The sequence below is a fragment of the Methyloglobulus sp. genome (assembly GCF_046714055.1).
Lineage (GTDB): Bacteria > Pseudomonadota > Gammaproteobacteria > Methylococcales > Methylomonadaceae > Methyloglobulus.
Window position 1 is genome coordinate 1 of the sequence record NZ_JBKKBJ010000002.1, and the last position, 18368, is coordinate 18368.

Below are 18368 nucleotides of genomic sequence, written 5' to 3' on the forward strand. Positions count from 1 at the left end.
CTTGCGTTTATAAGCCTGGTCACAATCCCTTTGCCGTCCTGGTGTCAGCCGCTCCACGCGCACCCAAAAATCATCGGGAACTTTCCGGCTTTGTGGTCTTTTCAACGAATGGCAACCTTTAGTAAAGTGATTGATTGCAAGTTCCTCAACTATATAGAATTTATCAAGTTATTTTCGGATAAGCTCTTAGTAATTCTCGATAAATGGCAGGCTGTGTCTGGCATTAGCGTTAGCCAATAAGGTGCGTCGTTGTTGCGCGGCAAATTTAGCCGCAACGAACATTTGGGAATCCTTAGCCTAGTATTTTTTCCAAGTTCTGCGATGTCCCCTTAAATAACTTGCGGAAATTTTCAGTTGATTGGTTTGCAATGTGATTAAACGATGTGCCGCGCAATTCAGCGATATGTTCTGCAACGTGGCGGACGTAAGTCGGGTAATTGGGTTTGCCTCGATATGGCACGGGTGCCAGGTATGGCGAATCGGTCTCGATCAAAAACCGGTCGGCAGGCACTTTTTTTGCCACATCTTTAATTTCTTTCGCATTTTTGAATGTCACAATGCCTGAGAACGAAATATAAAAGTTCAAATCCAATGCGCTTTGGGCAAATTCCCAGTCTTCGGTAAAGCAATGGATAATTCCGCCAACTTCGAAGGCATTTTCTTCCTGCAAAATCCGCAGCGTGTCTTTTTTTGCGTCGCGGGTGTGGATGATTAACGGCTTTTTTAGTATTTTTGCGGCGCTTATATGATTCCTGAACCGCTGTTGCTGCCATGCTGTGCCACCCTCGCTACGAAAATAATCAAGGCCTGTCTCGCCAATGCCAATTACTTTATCGAACTGGCCTAGTGCAATAAGTTCATCGACCGTTGGATCTTTACCATCCTGCACATTGGGATGGACACCAACCGTTACGGATATTTGCGGGTAACCGGATACCAGCGACAACATATGTGGATACGATTCCAGGTCGATGGCTATGGCCAGTAAATGCTCAATTTGGCAATTGTTGACCTCTGCCATAAAGGTTGCGAAATCATTCTGATAAGGTGCCAGATCAATACGGTCCAGATGACAATGGGAGTCGATCAACATTAGGGTCGTTTGTGTGCTTAGGGTGTTTTGATTGATGCTTAAAAAATCAAGTTATCAGTCTTGAGTGCCAATTAACTTTACATGGTGTGCGTTGAACGGTCGCCGCTTAAAGCACCCGCCAGGTAATTTTCAATCTTGGCACGCGCCAATCCACCGTCTTGATCGCTAAACTGAACGCCAATGCCGCTAGTCCTGTACCCTGATGATCCTGTGGGCGTTTTCCAGATTACTTTCGCTGCAATAGGTAATCTTTCCGGTTCTTCCATCAGGTTTAACAACATAAAAACCTCCTGTCCCATCTGGTAATCACGGTCAGTTGGGATAAACAAGCCACCATTAATGACAAACGGCATATAAGCTTGATATAAGGCATTTTTGTCTTTAATAGAAAGCGACAAAATACCTTGCCTGGGCGCTGCATCTGCCATCGTTAGTTCCTCCCGTTAAGTTCTTGCCATTGTACTAAAATTTCTTCAATCATTATTTGGAAATTGATTTGTGTGCCCAGTTGTTGCCGACTGCTGATTATCCGGTCATATAATCCATAAAGGCCTTTTAATTCTAGTTGTTGCGACACGCTTTGCAAGGGTTTGGCTAGATCCTGATTAGACAATAACTCACTATTAATGCCGCAAGCGCATTTAATCAAATCAGTGACCCAGGATATTAACCAGTTTATCAATTCAGTTTCTGGAAGTTTCTGCCATTTTTCCGAAATTATTGCAGGATGGTCGGTATGGTTTGCTATCGTTAGCCAGTCATTAAAACAATCCTTTCGTTGTTTCAGGAGACCCTCGTCCGAGAGTTGCTGTGCTTTTAATATGGATCCCCTCATTAAATTTAATAGTGTTTCCTGATTGTGATCAATGCCCTGCCCTTTCAACCACTCATACAGGATTTGTCTTTCTGGGAAAGTTATTGATAGCTTTTGGCAGCGGCTGACAATAGTCGCCGGTAGTTTGTTGGGTTTGTCGCTTATCAAGATAAATACAGTGCGCTCAGTAGGTTCCTCAAGACATTTTAAAAATGCGTTTGCCGCCGATGCCGTCATGACATCAGCGGGGTTGATGATAACCACCCGGTGAGTTTCGAACTGTGGCTTTAAATAAGTGTCCGCGACGACAGTACGAATCTGGTTGATGGAAATCGTCTTTTTTTCTTCGTCGGGTTGTATTTGTATTAAATCGGGATGTGTATCTGCTTTGACCAATAGGCAGCTATTGCAATGACCGCAACATGAGCCGTCATCCTGCGGTTTCAGACAAAGCAAGGAATGGGCAAATTGTTTTGCCAGGCTGTGTTTTCCCAACCCACCCGTTCCTGTAATGAGTAGAGCCTGCGGGATGCGTTTTTGCTTGATGTAACTGTGGAGTAAGCCCCAGTTTTTCTGCTGCCAAGGTAATACACTATTGATTGCAGTCATGTAAGCAGCGACTTTAACGTTTCAACAATGGCTTTCTGCACAATGTCGAGGGGTTGATATGCCTTGATGACTTTGATGCGCTCTGGGTATTGTTGGGCTTGCTTCAGGTAAGCTTGCCTGACTTGGTTAAAAAATTGGAGTCGTTCCGACTCAAACCTGTCCAACCCCCCTCCCCTATTTTTTGCCCTGGCCATCCCGGTTTCGACAGGCACATCAAGTAATAAGGTTATATCCGGCCTTAAGTCATCTTGGACAAAATTTTCCAGCCAGCTTATTGCTTCCAGTGACATGCCTCGTCCGCCACCCTGGTAAGCATAAGTGGCATCGGTAAAGCGGTCGCAAAGCACCCAGTGGCCTTGAGCCAGCGCGGGTATAATCACATGATTGAGGTGTTGCGCCCTGGCTGCAAAAATGAGCAGGATTTCAGCGTGGCTGGTTACAGTCTCGTCATTGGCATGTAGCAACAGTTCACGTATTTTTTCGGCTAATCGGGTTCCGCCGGGTTCCCGTGTGACGATGACGGGAATGTTCTGGTCTTGCAGGTAATTTTTGATGAACGGGATATTGGTCGTCTTCCCTACCCCTTCCCCGCCTTCGAGCGTGATAAATTTTCCACTTTTATTCATTATCTTTTATTCATTATCTTTTATTCTTCTGAAAGCTATTGACAGCCTGGTTGTGCTCCACCAAGCTCGCTGAAAATTGATGGCTACCATCACCCTTCGCCACAAAATACAGGCTATTGTCCTTATCGGGATGCAAAGCCGCGTGAATGGCATCCCGACCAGGCATGGCGATGGGTGAGGGCGGCAATCCCTGGATCACATAAGTATTATAGGGTGTCGCCGTGGTCAGGTCATTTGCCTTGATATTTCCTTTATAGCCATCTCCCATCCCATAAATCACTGTAGGATCGGTTTGCAGCAGCATTCCTTTTGCAAGCCTGCGGGTAAATACACCGGAGATCATGGCCCGTTCACTTTTTGCCCCAGTTTCTTTTTCCACAATGGAGGCCATGATAAGCGCTTCATAGGCTGTTTTATAAGGAAGGTTCAATTCCCTGTGTTGCCATTCCTCCTGTAATACGGACTGCATTTTCACATAAGCCCTTTTTAATATCGAAACATCCGTTGTATTCTTTTCAAAATGATAGGTATCAGGAAAAAACCAGCCTTCGGGATTTGTCCCGCTCATTCCAAGCTCAGCTGATATTTCAGCGGCAGCTTGTTTTTGCAGGGTTTTTTTAAGGTTTGGAGTCTGTTCGATTGCTTGCAGGATTTCTTTTAAATTCCATCCTTCCGGAAAGGTAATAGGATATTTTATTGCCCTGCCCTCAACAAAAACCGCCAATATTTGTGGAATCGTTAAGCCAGGGGTTAATTCGTATTCACCCGCTTTAAGTTTATTGGTGACTTCGATCCTTAAAGCGACAGACTTGAACCAGAATGGATCGATGTCAACACCTAGGCTCAGTAGTTTGTCAGTAATCCTGTCAAATGAATCCCCTTTTTCTATCTCTACGACTAGGCTGTGTTGAACTGCTGGCTTATTTAAAGCGCTTTGATAGCTTGTCTGTATCCAGAAGCCTATCAAGGTTAGCAGGGCAATTAAGATGCCTGCCGTTATTTTACCGCGCATCAGCGAGACTCTGTTCTTTAAATTGCCTTAACCAATCTTGAAGTTGGCTGGTCAGATTAACTACGGCAAAACCTACGTTCCCCATTTGCTTGACCGGCCAAATGCCGATAATAGAATTGCAGACGAAGGCTTCATCGGCGGCAAGCAATTTCTCCTTGCCGTAGTCATGTTCAATTAACGTGAGATTGTGTTCAGCTATTAACCTTTTGATGATGCCGCGCATGACACCTGCCACGCCTGCTAAGTGGAGTGAGGCGGTATATATGACACTGTTTTTCACATAGAAAAGATTGGTCATTGTGCCTTCAATAACATGGTCGGTTATATCCAGCATAATACCTTCTTGTATGGCAGCGTCATTCCATTCGGCGCGAGCCATTACCTGTTCCAACCGGTTGAGGTGCTTGATACCCGCCAACGTAGGATTTAAACCCAGCCGGGTGTTGCAGAAACGGGCATTAATGCCTAGCTTGGCATAAGTGTGTGGATATTCTGGAAAAGGGTGCAGGCTTATTACGCGTGTTGGATTTATAGGTTCAGGCTGACGATAACCTCGTCCTCCGATGCCACGCGTGATGATTATTTTAAGGACTGCCCACTTTTCGTACTTACAAACCCTGTAAATTTCGTCAGTAAGCTGTTTTATATCAGGATTGGGGATGTTCAGTTTTGCACAATCCGTACTCATTCGAAGTAAGTGTTGCCCCAGAAATACGGGTTGGCCTTCTATGACTTCAATGGTTTCAAATAAGCCGTCACCGTACTGAAATCCTCGGTCATTGACCGAAATGCGATCAGCCTCTACGCCATTTATTAGGATCATTGCAGGGTTGTGATCACATAGGCTGTGATGGATTTAGACGTTATTCAAAACGCTTAAACACTAAGGAACCATTTGTCCCACCAAAGCCGAATGAGTTAGACATTGCAACATCAATCTTCATGTTCCTGGCGACATTCGGAATATAGTCGAGATCGCATTCTGGATCCCGGTTTTCTAAATTGATGGTTGCGGGGGCGACTTGGTTTTTGATGCTTAATGCCGTCAACACAGCCTCAATACCGCCAGCCGCTCCCAACATGTGTCCGATCATGGATTTCGTTGAGCTAATGGCAACCTTATACGCATGTCCGCCTAACGCGGTTTTCATAGCCTGGGTCTCGCCGAGATCGCCGGCCGGGGTCGAAGTGCCATGCGCGTTGATGTAATCAACAACCTCTGGATTTAACCCTGCGTCGCGTAAGGCATTCTTCATACACTGTGCAGCGCCCTCCCCTCCTGGCGATGGCGTGGTCATGTGGTAGGCATCGCCACCCATACCATAACCTACCAACTCGGCATAAATTTTGGCACCTCGCGCTTTGGCATGTTCCAGTTCCTCAAGCACCACGACTCCCGCGCCGTCGCTAAGCACAAAGCCGTCACGATCCCTGTCCCAAGGCCGACTTGCCGCTTGCGGGTCATCATTACGGCGTGACAAGGCTTTAGCAGAAATAAAACCGCCCATGGCAGTGGGTGAAGATGTGCAGCGTTCAGCGCCACCAGCCACCATCACGTCGGCATCGCCGTATTTAATCAATCGGGCGGCATCACCAATGTTATGTGTACCAGTGGCGCACGCAGTGACTATAGCAAAATTAGGCCCTTTCAGCCCATATTTGATCGAAAGGTTTCCGGAAATCATATTGATGATATTGCCCGGAACAAAAAATGGCGATATGCGCCGTGGCCCACCTTTTTCGTAGACCGCATAACATTCTTCTATGCCCGTAATGCCACCAATACCCGCACCAATGGCTACACCAATGCGTTCGGCATTGGCCTCAGTGACTTCAATCCCCGAATCATCAATGGCTTGGCAACCGGCGGCAAGCCCGTAATGGATAAAGCCGTCCATACGTTGGGCATCTTTGCCAGGGATGTACTGGGTAATGTCCAGGTTTCTGATAACACCGCCAAAAGTCGTCGCAAATGGAGAAATATCGAAAGAATCTATGGTGCCGATACCGCTGCGGCCATTGATGATGCCCCCCCAAGTTTCTGATACCGTGTTGGCAAGAGGTGTTACGGCACCTAATCCGGTTATGACAACTCGACGACCGCTCAATTTATTAGTCCGTATTGTGGTGAAGGTGGGGATAATGGGGTGTAAAGCGAGTGGACGGACGGCGATCGCTCATCCACTGGAAATCGATTTAGGCGTTTTTTACTACGTAATCAATAGCATGTTGAACGGTTGTAATCTTTTCAGCTTCATCGTCTGGAATTTCGCATTCAAATTCTTCTTCAAGCGCCATGACGAGTTCAACTGTGTCCAGGGAATCAGCGCCTAGGTCGTCAACGAATGAAGCATCATTAGCGATATCTTCCTTAACACCCAATTGCTCTGCAACAATTTTTTTAACTCGTTCTTCAACATTACTCATAATTATATCCTCAATCAATGCAAGTTTATTATTTATAATCAGTGACTTACAATGCGGTGTTATTACAAAACTAGAAATCCCGTCTCCGGCAATTCCAGACGGCGGGGGAATTATACTTGATATTACAATAATGTCACAATATTAAGGCATGAATAGTCCGCCATTGACATGGAGGGTTTCCCCAGTGATGTAAGCGGCACCTTCGGAGGCCAGAAACGCAACGGCATGGGCGACTTCATTGGCTTCACCCAACCTGGACAAAGGGATAGAGGCCAACAGCGTGTTTTTGATGTCGTCGTTCAACTCTTTGGTCATATCCGTATCAATAAACCCAGGCGCTACCGTATTGATAGTGATATTGCGCGAACCGACTTCTTTTGCCATAGACTTGGCAAAACCAATCATACCGGCTTTTGCTGCGGCATAGTTGGCTTGTCCGGCATTGCCCGTTGCGCCGACCACGGATGAAATATTGATAATGCGCCCGGTTCTGGCTTTCATCATGCCACGTAACACCGCCTTGCTCATGCGAAAAACAGAAGTCAAATTGGTGTTGATAATGTCATCCCATTCCTCGTCTTTCATACGCATCAACAGGTTATCGCGGGTGACACCCGCATTGTTGACGAGCACCGTGGGCGCACCAAAACTGTCATTTACCGTCTTGATGACTGCTTCAATCGAATCGGCATCGGCAACATTGAGTTTTAAGCCTTTTCCGTTTTCAGCCAGATAAGCTGAAATGGCTTCCGCGCCGCTGTCTGTGGTGGCTGTACCCACGACAAAAAAACCATCGGTGGCCAATTTTTCTGCAATTGCCTTGCCGATACCTCGGCTGGCCCCTGTTACCAAAGCGACTGGTTTAGTCATTGAGTTGCTCCAATACTTTATTTAAGGTCTCAGGATCATAAATTGCCAAATGCTCGGCATCTTTGGCGATACGCTTGTCCAAGCCTGTTAATACCTTGCCTGGGCCGCACTCTACGAAAGTGGTTACGCCTTTATTGCGCATTAGCTCGACGCTTTCTACCCAGCGCACAGGCTTATAAAGTTGTTCCTTTAGGGCATTGCGGATGACTTCAGGGGCGGTGTGCGATTCCACGTCAACATTGTGGATTAGCTGCATTTTAGGCGTGTCTAAGACGATTGCTTTTAAGCATTCCCCCAGCTTATCCGCTGCCGATTGCATCAATGCACAGTGGGACGGCACACTAACAGGCAATAACACCGCCCGTTTTGCACCAGCCTCTTTGGCTGCCGTAGCCGCACGTTCGACTGCCGCCGAGTGTCCGGCAATGACAACTTGACCGGGTGAGTTAAAATTGACCGCCGAAACGACTTCTGTTCCTGCAACACTGGCGCAAATCTCAACGACTTGATTATCTTCTAGTCCCAGGATCGCCGCCATAGCGCCCACACCTGCGGGTACGGCTTCCTGCATAAAACGCGCCCTTGCCTCAACCAGCTTGACGGCATCTTCAAAAAATAATGCCCCTGAACAAACCAGCGCAGTGTATTCACCCAGGCTATGCCCAGCCATCCAGGTCGGGCGTATGGCACTGTGTTTGCACCAGACTTCCCAAACTGCCACCCCTGCAGCCAGCATGACCGGCTGGGTATTTTGGGTTTGGTTGAGTTCGTCTTCCGGACCGTTTGTGACAAGGCCCCAAAGGTCACGTCCCAATACAAACGAGGCCTTGTCAAAAGTTTGTTTTACTTCTGGATAGCTTGCCGCCAACTGGGCCAGCATGCCCACGGATTGGGAACACTGTCCGGGGAAAACAAAAGCTAGATTTTTTTGTTGTTCACTCATGGATAAATGCTATCGATTAGTATCTGATTAGCGCGGAACCCCAGGTGAACCCTGCGCCAAATGCTTCCAGTAAGACCACTTGTCCGCGTTGGATACGTCCGTCGCTGATGCCTTCATGCAAGGCGAGCAGCACGGAAGCGGAAGAGGTATTGCCCTGATCTTCCAAGGTGACGATGACTTGATCCATAGCCATTTTCAGTTTTTTTGCGGTGGCTGCGATAATCCTGATATTGGCCTGGTGCGGCACCAACCAATTCACATCAGATTTTTGCATATTATTGGCATCCAAGGTTTCATCGACGATACGTTCCAGGGTATTGACCGCCATCTTAAATACCTCGTTACCGCGCATACTGATGTAGCCAACTTCATGCTTATTGGCTTCGGTCGCGACTTGTGGATTGGGGCAATAAAGCATGTCTTCATAGCCACCATCGGAATAAATATGTGTTGATAACACTCCCGCTTCATCAGACGCAGCCAGCAATAAAGCCCCTGCCCCATCGCCAAACAAGATGCACGTGCTTCGGTCTGTCCAGTCTACGATCCGTGAACAGAGTTCAGAACCCACGATAAGCACATTCTTGACTGCACCCGTCTTAATATATTGGTCGGCAATACTCAGCGCATAAATTGCGCCGGAGCATGCGGCTTGGACATCAAAAGCAACACACTTTTTAATCCCTAGCCGTTGCTGGAGCAAACAGGCTGTACTGGGATAAACCCGATCTGGCGTACCTGTGGCTACAATGATTAAGTCGATTTCTTCGGGGCTGACTTGGGCGGCGTTTATCGCGAGTCTTGCGGCGATTTCGCCCATGCTGGAAGCCGTCTCGTTTGCACCCGCTATACGGCGGCTCTTGATGCCTGTGCGTTCGTAGATCCAGCTATCGGAGGTGTCAACGGTTTTTGATATATGTTCGTTGGTACGGATTTCTTCAGGCAGATAACCGCCGGTACCAAGCACTTTTGCATAACGCATCATGCGCTTTTGCTCAGGCTCAAGGATTTTTCGACCTGCTCACTTATTTTCCTGATAACATCTTGTTTCACTTCAAGTTCGGCAATCTGGATGGCTGTCTTAAAAGCCAGTGCATCCGCACTACCATGGCTTTTGATGACCAAACCTTTAAGCCCCAAAAAACTTGCGCCGTTGTATAAACGAGGGTCAATACGATCCTTAAACGACTTAAGGGCTGGATAAGCAGCCAATCCTGCCAGTTTGGTGAAAATATTTTTGGCAAAGGCTACTTTAAGCAAAGTGCCGATCATTTTTGCCGCACCTTCAATGGATTTAAGCGCAACATTGCCGACGAAACCGTCACAGACTATCAAATCAACCTTAATGCTACCTGCATTCAGCGAATTGCCCTCGACATAGCCGATGTAATTCAGGGAGGAGTTTTCCAGCAGTTTTGCGGCGGCTTTGACTTGCTCATTACCTTTTACGTCTTCTTCGCCGATATTCAACAAGCCAACCTTGGGGGTTTCTATATTCTCAACCGCTTTAACCAATTCATTGCCCATGACGGCAAACTGATAGAGATGTTTAGCCGTACAATCGACATTCGCGCCCAGGTCGAGGACATGCGTATGCCCATAAATAGATGGAAGTGTGGAAATAATGCCTGGGCGGTCTATGCCGGGAATCATCTTTAGCACAAATCGGGCCGTCGCCATCAATGCTCCGGTGTTGCCGGCACTGACACAAGCATCGGCACGGCCTTCATGGACTAGATTGATAGCCACTCGCATCGACGAATCTTTTTTGTTTTTCAACGCCTTGGAGGGAGATTCCTGCATTTCCACCTGCTGTGACGCATGATGGATGATCAGCCTATCCTGAAAAACCGATAGGTTTTGGGCTAGATGCTGTTTGAGAACGGTTGAATCACCAACCAATATCAACTTCAAGTCAGGATTGTTTTTTAAACAGTCCAGGGACGCAGGCACAGTGACCTCGGGGCCGAAGTCGCCGCCCATTGCATCAATCGAGATCGTCAAACTCACGCTTAAGAATTGCTCCGAAATGAAGGACTTAAGAAAGGCAAACGAAAGCCCTTGCCAACATCCTAATTATCTTATAGAAAATCCGTAAAAATAATTAATCTTCACTATCCACATTTACGATTTGACGGCCTTTAAAATAGCCATCTGGCGTGACATGGTGGCGCAAATGCGTTTCGCCCGTCAGCGTATCTTGGGCTAATGTCCTTGCTGTCAAGGCATCGTGGGAACGGCGCTGGTCGCGTCTTGAACGTGATACTTTACTCTTTTGTACTGCCATTGTAGGTCTCCAGTTTTTTTAAATCGGCTAAGATGGAAAAAGGATTTTCAGTTGATGCCCGTTCGGTTTTGGGTAAGGCTCCAGGCTTGTTATTAGCGCTATTCGGTACCGTACAATCATCTTGATGCTTGGGAATGTCTGGTATGTTAAGCAATAATTCATCCTCAACTATATTATTGAAGGGAATATTATCTTCATCAATTAGCAATAAGGGTTCGTAGCCTTCTGGCAGGTTATTTGCCTGATCCAGTGAACTAACAATACCTAGCTTAATATCGCTGCTAACAGGCCATTCCACCGGCTCCAAACACCTTTGGCACTTAAGCGCCAGAACAGTGGAGATATGCCCTTCAATCTTAGCCAAATTACCTTCCCGGCCAAAAAACAGCTTAACTAAAACATTACCGACATCATTGGATAGCCACTCAGTCATCCTGTCGAAACTACTTAAAGGCAATTCCCCTTCAATTCTGGCATTCCTATCGGCCAACAACAAAGGGTCTATAAATTTTGGTAACCGGGTTAACATAACCGGAAGATAATATAGGCAAACAACAAATTCGTCAAATTCGCATCACTGCAATATCTGTAAGCTGAAAGAAAGCCTTAAGATCGGGGTTGCATCAGGCCAAAATAGACCAAATAATAGGTTTCAAGGCTGTATCTTTTTGAAATCACAGACATGAATGGGGGCATGCCCATCTCGTTCGGGTAAAATCGGAAACAAATTACAGGGAACGACGATATAAGGCCAAAACCTGCCGGACATAGTTGCGTGTCTCTGGATAAGGCGGGATTGAATTGTTGTATTTTATGACTGCATTTTCGCCGGCATTGTAAGCGGCAACAGCGAGGCCAAGATTGTAATTGAACATGTCCAATAAATCCTTTAAATACCGCGTTCCGCCATCGACATTCTGGATTGGATCGGTGCGGTTAGTCACCCCATAACGTCTGGCCGTATCCGGCATCAATTGCATTAACCCGACCGCTCCCGCTCGAGACACGGCGCTGGCGTTATAAGCAGACTCTGTTTGGATGACAGCATGGACTAGTTTTTCTTCAACGCCGTTCCTGTAGGCGGCATTGGCGATAAGGTTAGAAAACTTGTTCTTGTTGATGCTTCGATTGCTAAACCTATTGCTAAAACTTTGAAATACCGTCGGGTAGTTGTTATTGATTTCTCTAGTCCTGAATCGACTAGCCTTAATCATTTTAAGACGATAAGAACTAGTTTTTATGATGCGTTTATACATTGAACTTCTGGGTTCATCCGTGTAGTGAACCCGGCCACCCGAATCGATAAATTTGTATATATCGGCTATGGCTTGATTTGAAATCAATAAGGTCAATAAAAAAAATATTTTTTTTATCATTTAGTACCTGCTATTCAGTTTGAATATTCACTAAATTTGCGGCTTTAACCGCCCTATTTCTGGCCTCATCGACTGTTCCGTGCGATGCCAACGCCACTCCCATTCGTCTGTTAACTAACGCTTCCGGCTTGCCGAACAACCTTACTTCGCTATCTGGCACAGCCAAGGCTTCATCTAAACCCGTATAAAAAAAGTCCCTCGCTTTTATTTCCGATAGGATTGCAGCACTAGCACCATTTTTTTGCAAGTCGGTAGCTACAGGCAAACCTAAAATAGCGCGGACATGCAATTCGAATTCGTTCTGTTTCTGGGTGGCCATTGTAACCATGCCGGTATCATGCGGTCTGGGACTTACTTCACAAAACCAGACATCATCCCCCTTAACAAACAGCTCAACTCCGAACAGCCCCACTCCACCTAGTGCATCCGTTACTTTAAGTGCAATGGTTTGTGCAGTATTCAAGGCAGATGTGCTCATCGCTTGTGGCTGCCAGCTTTCCCTGTAATCGCCATTTACCTGGATATGGCCTATGGGTTCGCAAAAATAAGTCTGGATATTACCATCGCTGTCTAACGCCCTTACCGTCAGTAAGGTGATTTCAAAATCAAAATCAACTTTGGATTCAACGATCACCTTTCCAGTATCAACCCTACCACTGACTTTAGCATAATTCCATGCTTGTTCAAGTTGATCCGGGCTTTTCACCATCGTCTGGCCTTTGCCTGAAGACGACATGGTCGGTTTGACAAAGCAAGGATAACCGATTCCATCATCAACAGCTGCTTTTAGTTGATTGAAATTTTCGGCAAACGCGTATTTTGATGTCGGTATTTGTAACGTTTCAGCAACCAGCGCACGAATACCTTCCCTGTTCATGGTGAGTTGTATTGCCCTGGCATTGGGTATAACGTGGGCAAGCCCTTTCGATTCAACTTCTAGCAACGCTTCGGTCGCGATAGCCTCAATTTCGGGAATGATAATATCGGGTTGTTCCAGGGCGATAATTTTTCTCAAATCCTCTGCATCCGCCATATTGATGACATGACTGCGATGGGCGACCTGCTGGGCAGGCGCATCTTTGTACCGGTCTACGGCAATGACTTCTACCCCATAGCGTTGCAAGCAGATGGCGATTTCCTTGCCCAGCTCACCAGAGCCGAGCAGCATGGCTTTGGTTGCGCCGTTTGTTAAAGCGGTGCCTAGTTTCATTTTGAATTGGCTAAATAACTGTCAATATCTTCTTTGGAAAAACCAATTTTTTTCGCTACTCGATCGGCATGGCTCACTCTGGAGATACCGGGAATTAAACGGTAAGTCGGTGCATCTTTGGCAAACTCAACCTGTTTAGGCAAGCCTGTGCCTAGTTTCGCAAATTGATCGACCAACTGGTGATTGTGGGTAATCAGGATCGTGCTGTTCCCTTTTCGGAAAAAACCGTTGAGAATATTGGATGAAGCCTCCATTTTTTCTTCGAAGGTTGTGCCTTCGGACAGTTCATCCAATACGACCAAACTCTTTGCCGTGGTCGCCAAAAAGATGTCTTTGGTGCGTTTTAGCTCGGTACCGAAGCGCCCTTCCCCATCGACCAGATGGCTTATTTCCGGCACTTGATAAAAAACCCTGTCCGCAACCGTCAATGTTGCCGCTTTAGCCGGAACATAACCGCCGATTTGCGCCAATACCTGAATTTGCGTCACGGTTTTGCAGAATGCCGTCTTACCGCCGCTATTTGGGCCTGTCAGCAAAACCAGCTTGTCGTCGTCCAACACAAAATCATTGCCGACGTAATCCGCATTATCTTTCCCTAGTACGGGATTGACCGCCGACGTGAGACTAATGCGATGATGTTTTGCATCCTCAAACTTCGGTAAGGCAGTGCTATGCCCAAAGTTATCGGCAAACTTCATGAAAGACAGCAATTCATCCAACTGCCCCAAGGCATCGAGTAATTCGGCTACGGGTTCAGCTTTTTTATACTCGTTTCTTAGCGGGATGATGCAGTAATCGCGGTCATATCCGCCCACAATGGGGAAGTACAGTAACAATAAAGGGCCAATAAACACGGCTATTGTACGCAGGGAAGGCGTGATATTGACAGGCGCAAAAAGTGAACCCAGCCACAGCAGCCCAAATATCAAAACCAGTAATACGGGCTTGAAAATTTGCGGCTTAAAAATAACTGGGATTGGAAAGCTAGCATCCCCACGTTCTTCCTTAGTTGTGATTTTACCCTCAACAAAATAAACAGGCCCTTCCATTAGCGACCAGTAGCGGGTTTCTGTGAAAGCCTTGACCTTATTAAAAATATCATTCAGGTATTTTGACTTCGGTGTTTCGGCAGCTTGGACATGCCCAACGAATTCCTGAATAAAACGGACACCACTTTTGTATTGCTTGTAACCGTAGCCTTCAATTTCATTTTTTGACCGGGCTTGTGAAAATGAGCCCAGAAACTCGCCAAACAATAATAAGTGCAGGTTTTTTTCATTGGTTGCGGCGCTGTCAACCAGTTGTTCAAGCTGTGCTTTCAGGTTTTGGTTTTTTCGCAGTTCTTGGACTGCCTCCTGTTTTGCCTTGATTGCCTTGATGTCGCTTAAAGGTTGGCACAAAGAACGGAACAATGTCGCTTGCCCGACAGTGGTTGTGGCATGGTTGACCGCTTCAAAAACCTTATCAATTTCAATGGTGTTAAATGCCGTTTCATCAATCACCCCCTCCCCCATAGGCAGCGGTTTACTGGATTTTATGGCAGGCCAGGCTTCATCCTGCCAACTGTGTAATATGGTTTCTTGCATTTAATAACCCTAAAATCGACAGGTTTCAGACCGAATAGGTAACTATAGTCGCTTAAATCCACCCATCAAGCAACAAGACGATGGCATTCACATGGGTTTCAGTATCATTCAGCGCAGGAATGTAGCGGTAACCCGTACCTCCCGCCCCGATAAAGACCGCCCTATTCTCCATCGCCATTTCTTCTAAGGTTTCCAGGCAATCGACGGCAAACCCAGGGCAGATGACATCAATCGTTTTTATCCCTTGCCCGGGCAATTTTTGCAGGGTATCGGCACAGTATGGTTTCAGCCATTCCGCTTTACCAAAGCGTGACTGGAACACTAGTAGCCACTGTTTTTCATTGAGACCTAATTTTTCGGTAATCAGCCGCGCAGTTTCTTGGCATTGGTAGTAATAAGGATCACCTAATTTTGTCAGCAATTCAGGCAAGCTATGAAAAGATATCAACAACAAATCATTTTTGCCGTGTTCTTGCCATGCCGATTTTACGGTTGCTGCAATTGCGGCAATGTAGCTGTCATGTTGATGGTAATCACTGATAAATTGAAAACTTGGCAGATGCCGCCACTGATTGAGTTCTTTAATGACATCATCGTATACTGATGCCGTTGTCGTCGAAGAGTATTGAGGGTACAGGGGCAGGACGATAACCTTATCAACACCTTGTTGCCTAAATAATCCAAGTTGATTGGCTATGGATGGTTCACCATAACGCATTGAGTATGTGGTAATTGCCCCTTTAGGAATTAATTTATCCGCCAGTTTCTCAGAGAGTTGCCGGGTCAGATAAATCAATGGCGAACCCTTGTCACACCATATTTTTTGATAGGCTTTCGCTGATCGGGCAGGCCGAAAAGGTAACACAATCGCATGTAAAATCAGCCACCAAATCGGCCTGGGGATGTTAACGACCCTTGGATCCCAGAGAAACTCTTTAAGGAACTGCCTGACCGCAGACGTTGTGGGGGCAACAGGTGATCCCAAATTTACCAGCAACACACCTGTTTTTCTTGTGGTCACTGAGGCTATCGATTGATTAAATTCAAAAACTCGGAACGCGTGCTGATTTCTTTACGGAAAATACCGGTCATCACTGAAGTCGTCATTACTGAGTTCTGCTTCTCAACCCCCCGCATCATCATGCACAAATGCTTGGCTTCAATAACGACCGCAACCCCCCTGGCTCCTGTGGCCTGGGAAATCGCATCAGCAATTTGTTTGGTCAGTTTTTCCTGGATTTGGAGGCGCCTGGCATACATATCGATAACGCGGGCGACTTTAGACAAGCCCAAAACTTTACCGCAAGGCAGATAACCGACATGGCACTTGCCGATAAAAGGCAGCAGATGATGTTCGCACAAGGAATATAATTCAATGTTTTTGACGATGACCATATCTTCCGTATCAGCCGTAAAAATGGCGCCATTGAGGACTTCTTCAAGCGTTTTGTCGTAACCATTATTAAGAAATTTAAACGCTTTTGCTGCACGTTTAGGAGTGTCGATCAAGCCTTCGCGGTTTAAATCTTCCCCTATAGCTTCGATAATTTTCGAAAAATGCTCTTCCATCTCGTGTTGTTCTAATAATTGAATTGCGGCAGTATACCTCAATGGTAAGTAAAAGCTAACGCATCACGCACCACTTTGATGCCCGCATTCGGACTTGTAACATTTTCGCTCAAGTGCCTACGCCAAGCCCTAGCGCCAGGCTCGCCATGGAAAAGACCCAAAATGTGGCGGGTGATGCTGTTTAAACGAATGCCATTTTTCAATTGCCCTTCAATATAAGGTAAAATCAAGCCCATGATTTCATGACGCGATCTGGGCGATTCGGTGGCATTAAATATATGTTTGTCCACCTCGGCTAAAAGATAAGGATTCTGATAAGCTTCCCGTCCTACCATCACCCCATCAACCCGTTGTAACAGGGTTTCGGCCTGTTCCAGATTGGCAATACCGCCGTTGACGACAATTTCCAAGTGTGGGAAATCAGTTTTCAGTTGATAAACAACGTCGTAATTTAGCGGCGGAATCTCCCGGTTTTGCTTAGGCGATAACCCGCTTAACCAGGCTTTTCTCGCATGAATAATAAACGTATTACAACTGGCGTCGGCAACTTTACCAACAAACACAGCCAGCTCTTCGTAAGAATCCCTGTCATCAATACCAATTCTCGATTTTACGGTAACCGGAATCGAAACTGCACCACACATTGCTGAAATACAGTCTGCGACAAGCTCTGGTTCAAGCATCAAACAAGCGCCAAAGCGGCCATTTTGCACCCTGTCGCTAGGGCAACCAATATTCAAATTGACTTCATCGTAGCCATAATCTTCAACCATTTTTGCACAAAGCGCCAATTCGCGGGGATTACTGCCACCCAATTGAAAGGCCAGCGGATTCTCATCACTATTAAAGCGTAAAAAACGATGATGATCGCCATGTATCAAAGCGCCCGTCGTCACCATCTCGGTATACAACAGTGCATGTTGCGAGATAAGGCGATGAAAAAACCGACAATGCAGGTCAGTCCAATCCATCATGGGGGCAACGCAAAATCTATGGGTGTGCGTCATACAGTGCTAAGTTATTGCTATTTTATTAATTAGTCCATAGTAAGGTTAAAACCACCGCCTTTTAGGCGGTCAAGTTTATCTATGGTTTTTTGTCGTATGATATTGTCTTGAACTGAAAAGGGGAAGGGCTTATGGATTACCGTTACGGAAGCCATACAGTTTTTAAGGTTCAATTTCATTTTGTTTTTGTCACGAAATATCGTCACAAGGTGTTGAAAGGTGACGTTGGCCTGAAAGTCCGTGAGCTGATTAGGCAGACGTGCGAAGCGTTTGAGATAGAAATCCTGAAAGGGGTTGTCAGTAGGATCATGTCCAGTGTTGGATTCTGCTCCCCTAATTTGGCATCGAGCGAAATCATGGGGTGGATTAGGAAGAAGCTCGATGAAGTTGTTCGAGAGTTTCCCTGGCTTGAAAAAGCGCTATTGGGGGCGACATAATGGGCAACTGATTAAATTTTGCGCGGCTTCGGGTGAATTGACAGAAGAAATGATAAAAAATTATCTGGGACATCATTTTGAACCTAAAGGGGATGATAATTTTAGAACAGAAACCTGAACGGGCCTTATGACCCGTATCCACTTTAGTCCATTATACGAACCCACCCGCTTAAGCTGGTGGTTGTTTAGTCGACTTTTAACCGGACACTACTGTTTAAATAAGGGGAAATAATGCTAAAAAAGTGTGATCTCGCTTGATTTGTGTGGTTTTGATGGTTTTTTGAATAAGAACAAGCATGAGCCTTAAGGCTGACAGTCTCCTAGTCGACACAGTCCCTTATAACTAGTTACATTAAGTAATGGGAATCTCTATTAATCGTAATTTAAACCGCCTTACTGAGAAGACACTGAAAATATTTGAATTATCCGAAAAGATGGTCGTTTTGAGGCCAGTTTTGATTGTTAGGCCCTGTTTATTGAAGGATTTCCCCTTTTTTATGCC

At 46.1% G+C, this 18368-nt stretch carries 20 protein-coding genes and 1 pseudogene; 1 reads left to right on the forward strand and 20 read right to left on the reverse strand.

The features are described 5' to 3' along the window. Positions 1-292: 292 nt before the first annotated feature. The 20 genes from ACLQ6D_RS00065 to dusA form a co-directional block, all read right to left on the reverse strand. Entirely contained in the window at positions 293-1093 is an 801-nt protein-coding gene (locus ACLQ6D_RS00065; RefSeq protein ID WP_411725204.1) for a TatD family hydrolase, read from the reverse strand. A 77-nt stretch (positions 1094-1170) separates the two neighbouring features. Further along, entirely contained in the window at positions 1171-1521 is a 351-nt protein-coding gene (locus ACLQ6D_RS00070; RefSeq protein ID WP_411725205.1) for a PilZ domain-containing protein, read from the reverse strand. Positions 1522-1523: 2 nt separating this feature from the next. Then, on the reverse strand, positions 1524-2516 hold the full coding sequence (locus ACLQ6D_RS00075) for a DNA polymerase III subunit delta' (RefSeq protein ID WP_411725206.1): 993 nt from the start codon (positions 2514-2516) through the stop codon (positions 1524-1526). Beyond that, entirely contained in the window at positions 2513-3142 is a 630-nt protein-coding gene (gene tmk, locus ACLQ6D_RS00080; RefSeq protein WP_411725207.1) for a dTMP kinase, read from the reverse strand. Before tmk ends, ACLQ6D_RS00075 begins: the two co-directional genes overlap by 4 nt. 13 nt (positions 3143-3155) lie before the next feature. Further along, a complete protein-coding gene (gene mltG, locus ACLQ6D_RS00085; RefSeq protein ID WP_411725208.1) occupies positions 3156-4154 on the reverse strand; it encodes an endolytic transglycosylase MltG in 999 nt (332 codons plus the stop codon). Beyond that, complete coding sequence (gene pabC, locus ACLQ6D_RS00090) at positions 4144-4977, reverse strand: aminodeoxychorismate lyase (protein ID WP_411725209.1); 834 nt, start codon at positions 4975-4977, stop codon at positions 4144-4146. Before pabC ends, mltG begins: the two co-directional genes overlap by 11 nt. 40 nt (positions 4978-5017) lie before the next feature. Beyond that, entirely contained in the window at positions 5018-6262 is a 1245-nt protein-coding gene (gene fabF, locus ACLQ6D_RS00095; RefSeq protein ID WP_411725210.1) for a beta-ketoacyl-ACP synthase II, read from the reverse strand. Between the two features lie 88 nt (positions 6263-6350). Then, complete coding sequence (gene acpP / locus ACLQ6D_RS00100; protein WP_411725211.1) at positions 6351-6581, reverse strand: acyl carrier protein; 231 nt, start codon at positions 6579-6581, stop codon at positions 6351-6353. A gap of 141 nt (positions 6582-6722) precedes the next feature. Then, entirely contained in the window at positions 6723-7451 is a 729-nt protein-coding gene (gene fabG, locus ACLQ6D_RS00105) for a 3-oxoacyl-ACP reductase FabG (protein ID WP_411725212.1), read from the reverse strand. Continuing rightward, entirely contained in the window at positions 7444-8394 is a 951-nt protein-coding gene (gene fabD, locus ACLQ6D_RS00110) for an ACP S-malonyltransferase (protein ID WP_411725213.1), read from the reverse strand. Before fabD ends, fabG begins: the two co-directional genes overlap by 8 nt. 16 nt (positions 8395-8410) lie before the next feature. Continuing rightward, entirely contained in the window at positions 8411-9379 is a 969-nt protein-coding gene (locus ACLQ6D_RS00115) for a beta-ketoacyl-ACP synthase III (protein ID WP_411725214.1), read from the reverse strand. Further along, entirely contained in the window at positions 9376-10404 is a 1029-nt protein-coding gene (gene plsX, locus ACLQ6D_RS00120) for a phosphate acyltransferase PlsX (protein ID WP_411725215.1), read from the reverse strand. The genes ACLQ6D_RS00115 and plsX overlap by 4 nt, the downstream gene beginning before the upstream one ends. 94 nt (positions 10405-10498) lie before the next feature. Next, complete coding sequence (gene rpmF / locus ACLQ6D_RS00125; RefSeq protein WP_411725216.1) at positions 10499-10681, reverse strand: 50S ribosomal protein L32; 183 nt, start codon at positions 10679-10681, stop codon at positions 10499-10501. Then, positions 10662-11210 carry a YceD family protein gene (locus tag ACLQ6D_RS00130; protein WP_411725217.1) on the reverse strand — a complete coding sequence of 183 codons (549 nt, stop codon included), beginning with the start codon at positions 11208-11210 and terminating at the stop codon, positions 10662-10664. Before ACLQ6D_RS00130 ends, rpmF begins: the two co-directional genes overlap by 20 nt. A gap of 199 nt (positions 11211-11409) precedes the next feature. Then, positions 11410-12057 (reverse strand): transglycosylase SLT domain-containing protein, encoded by a 648-nt coding sequence (locus tag ACLQ6D_RS00135; protein WP_411725218.1) that lies wholly within the window; start codon positions 12055-12057, stop codon positions 11410-11412. A gap of 10 nt (positions 12058-12067) precedes the next feature. Next, a complete protein-coding gene (gene purT / locus ACLQ6D_RS00140; protein ID WP_411725219.1) occupies positions 12068-13267 on the reverse strand; it encodes a formate-dependent phosphoribosylglycinamide formyltransferase in 1200 nt (399 codons plus the stop codon). Beyond that, positions 13264-14853, reverse strand: a complete 1590-nt coding sequence (locus tag ACLQ6D_RS00145; protein ID WP_411725220.1) for a MutS-related protein — start codon at positions 14851-14853, stop codon at positions 13264-13266. Before ACLQ6D_RS00145 ends, purT begins: the two co-directional genes overlap by 4 nt. A 52-nt stretch (positions 14854-14905) precedes the next feature. Beyond that, a complete protein-coding gene (hemH, locus tag ACLQ6D_RS00150) occupies positions 14906-15874 on the reverse strand; it encodes a ferrochelatase (protein WP_411725221.1) in 969 nt (322 codons plus the stop codon). Positions 15875-15879: 5 nt separating this feature from the next. After that, entirely contained in the window at positions 15880-16446 is a 567-nt protein-coding gene (gene folE / locus ACLQ6D_RS00155; RefSeq protein WP_411725223.1) for a GTP cyclohydrolase I FolE, read from the reverse strand. Positions 16447-16460: 14 nt separating this feature from the next. Then, positions 16461-17429 carry a tRNA dihydrouridine(20/20a) synthase DusA gene (dusA, locus tag ACLQ6D_RS00160; RefSeq protein WP_411725222.1) on the reverse strand — a complete coding sequence of 323 codons (969 nt, stop codon included), beginning with the start codon at positions 17427-17429 and terminating at the stop codon, positions 16461-16463. A 131-nt stretch (positions 17430-17560) separates the two neighbouring features. Here dusA and tnpA point away from each other — a divergent pair. After that, positions 17561-17984: pseudogene (gene tnpA, locus ACLQ6D_RS00165) on the forward strand (IS200/IS605 family transposase). Positions 17985-18368: the final 384 nt, after the last annotated feature.

Bases quoted from the DNA above. Each gene is read 5' to 3' on its own strand.
- ACLQ6D_RS00065 (WP_411725204.1), bottom strand. From the start codon at position 1,093: ATGTTGATCGACTCCCATTGTCATCTGGACCGTATTGATCTGGCACCT.
- ACLQ6D_RS00070 (WP_411725205.1), bottom strand. From the start codon at position 1,521: ATGGCAGATGCAGCGCCCAGGCAAGGTATTTTGTCGCTTTCTATTAAA.
- ACLQ6D_RS00075 (WP_411725206.1), bottom strand. From the start codon at position 2,516: ATGACTGCAATCAATAGTGTATTACCTTGGCAGCAGAAAAACTGGGGC.
- tmk (WP_411725207.1), bottom strand. From the start codon at position 3,142: ATGAATAAAAGTGGAAAATTTATCACGCTCGAAGGCGGGGAAGGGGTA.
- mltG (WP_411725208.1), bottom strand. From the start codon at position 4,154: ATGCGCGGTAAAATAACGGCAGGCATCTTAATTGCCCTGCTAACCTTG.
- pabC (WP_411725209.1), bottom strand. From the start codon at position 4,977: ATGATCCTAATAAATGGCGTAGAGGCTGATCGCATTTCGGTCAATGAC.
- acpP (WP_411725211.1), bottom strand. From the start codon at position 6,581: ATGAGTAATGTTGAAGAACGAGTTAAAAAAATTGTTGCAGAGCAATTG.
- fabG (WP_411725212.1), bottom strand. From the start codon at position 7,451: ATGACTAAACCAGTCGCTTTGGTAACAGGGGCCAGCCGAGGTATCGGC.
- fabD (WP_411725213.1), bottom strand. From the start codon at position 8,394: ATGAGTGAACAACAAAAAAATCTAGCTTTTGTTTTCCCCGGACAGTGT.
- ACLQ6D_RS00115 (WP_411725214.1), bottom strand. From the start codon at position 9,379: ATGATGCGTTATGCAAAAGTGCTTGGTACCGGCGGTTATCTGCCTGAA.
- rpmF (WP_411725216.1), bottom strand. From the start codon at position 10,681: ATGGCAGTACAAAAGAGTAAAGTATCACGTTCAAGACGCGACCAGCGC.
- ACLQ6D_RS00130 (WP_411725217.1), bottom strand. From the start codon at position 11,210: ATGTTAACCCGGTTACCAAAATTTATAGACCCTTTGTTGTTGGCCGAT.
- ACLQ6D_RS00135 (WP_411725218.1), bottom strand. From the start codon at position 12,057: ATGATAAAAAAAATATTTTTTTTATTGACCTTATTGATTTCAAATCAA.
- purT (WP_411725219.1), bottom strand. From the start codon at position 13,267: ATGAAACTAGGCACCGCTTTAACAAACGGCGCAACCAAAGCCATGCTG.
- ACLQ6D_RS00145 (WP_411725220.1), bottom strand. From the start codon at position 14,853: ATGCAAGAAACCATATTACACAGTTGGCAGGATGAAGCCTGGCCTGCC.
- dusA (WP_411725222.1), bottom strand. From the start codon at position 17,429: ATGACGCACACCCATAGATTTTGCGTTGCCCCCATGATGGATTGGACT.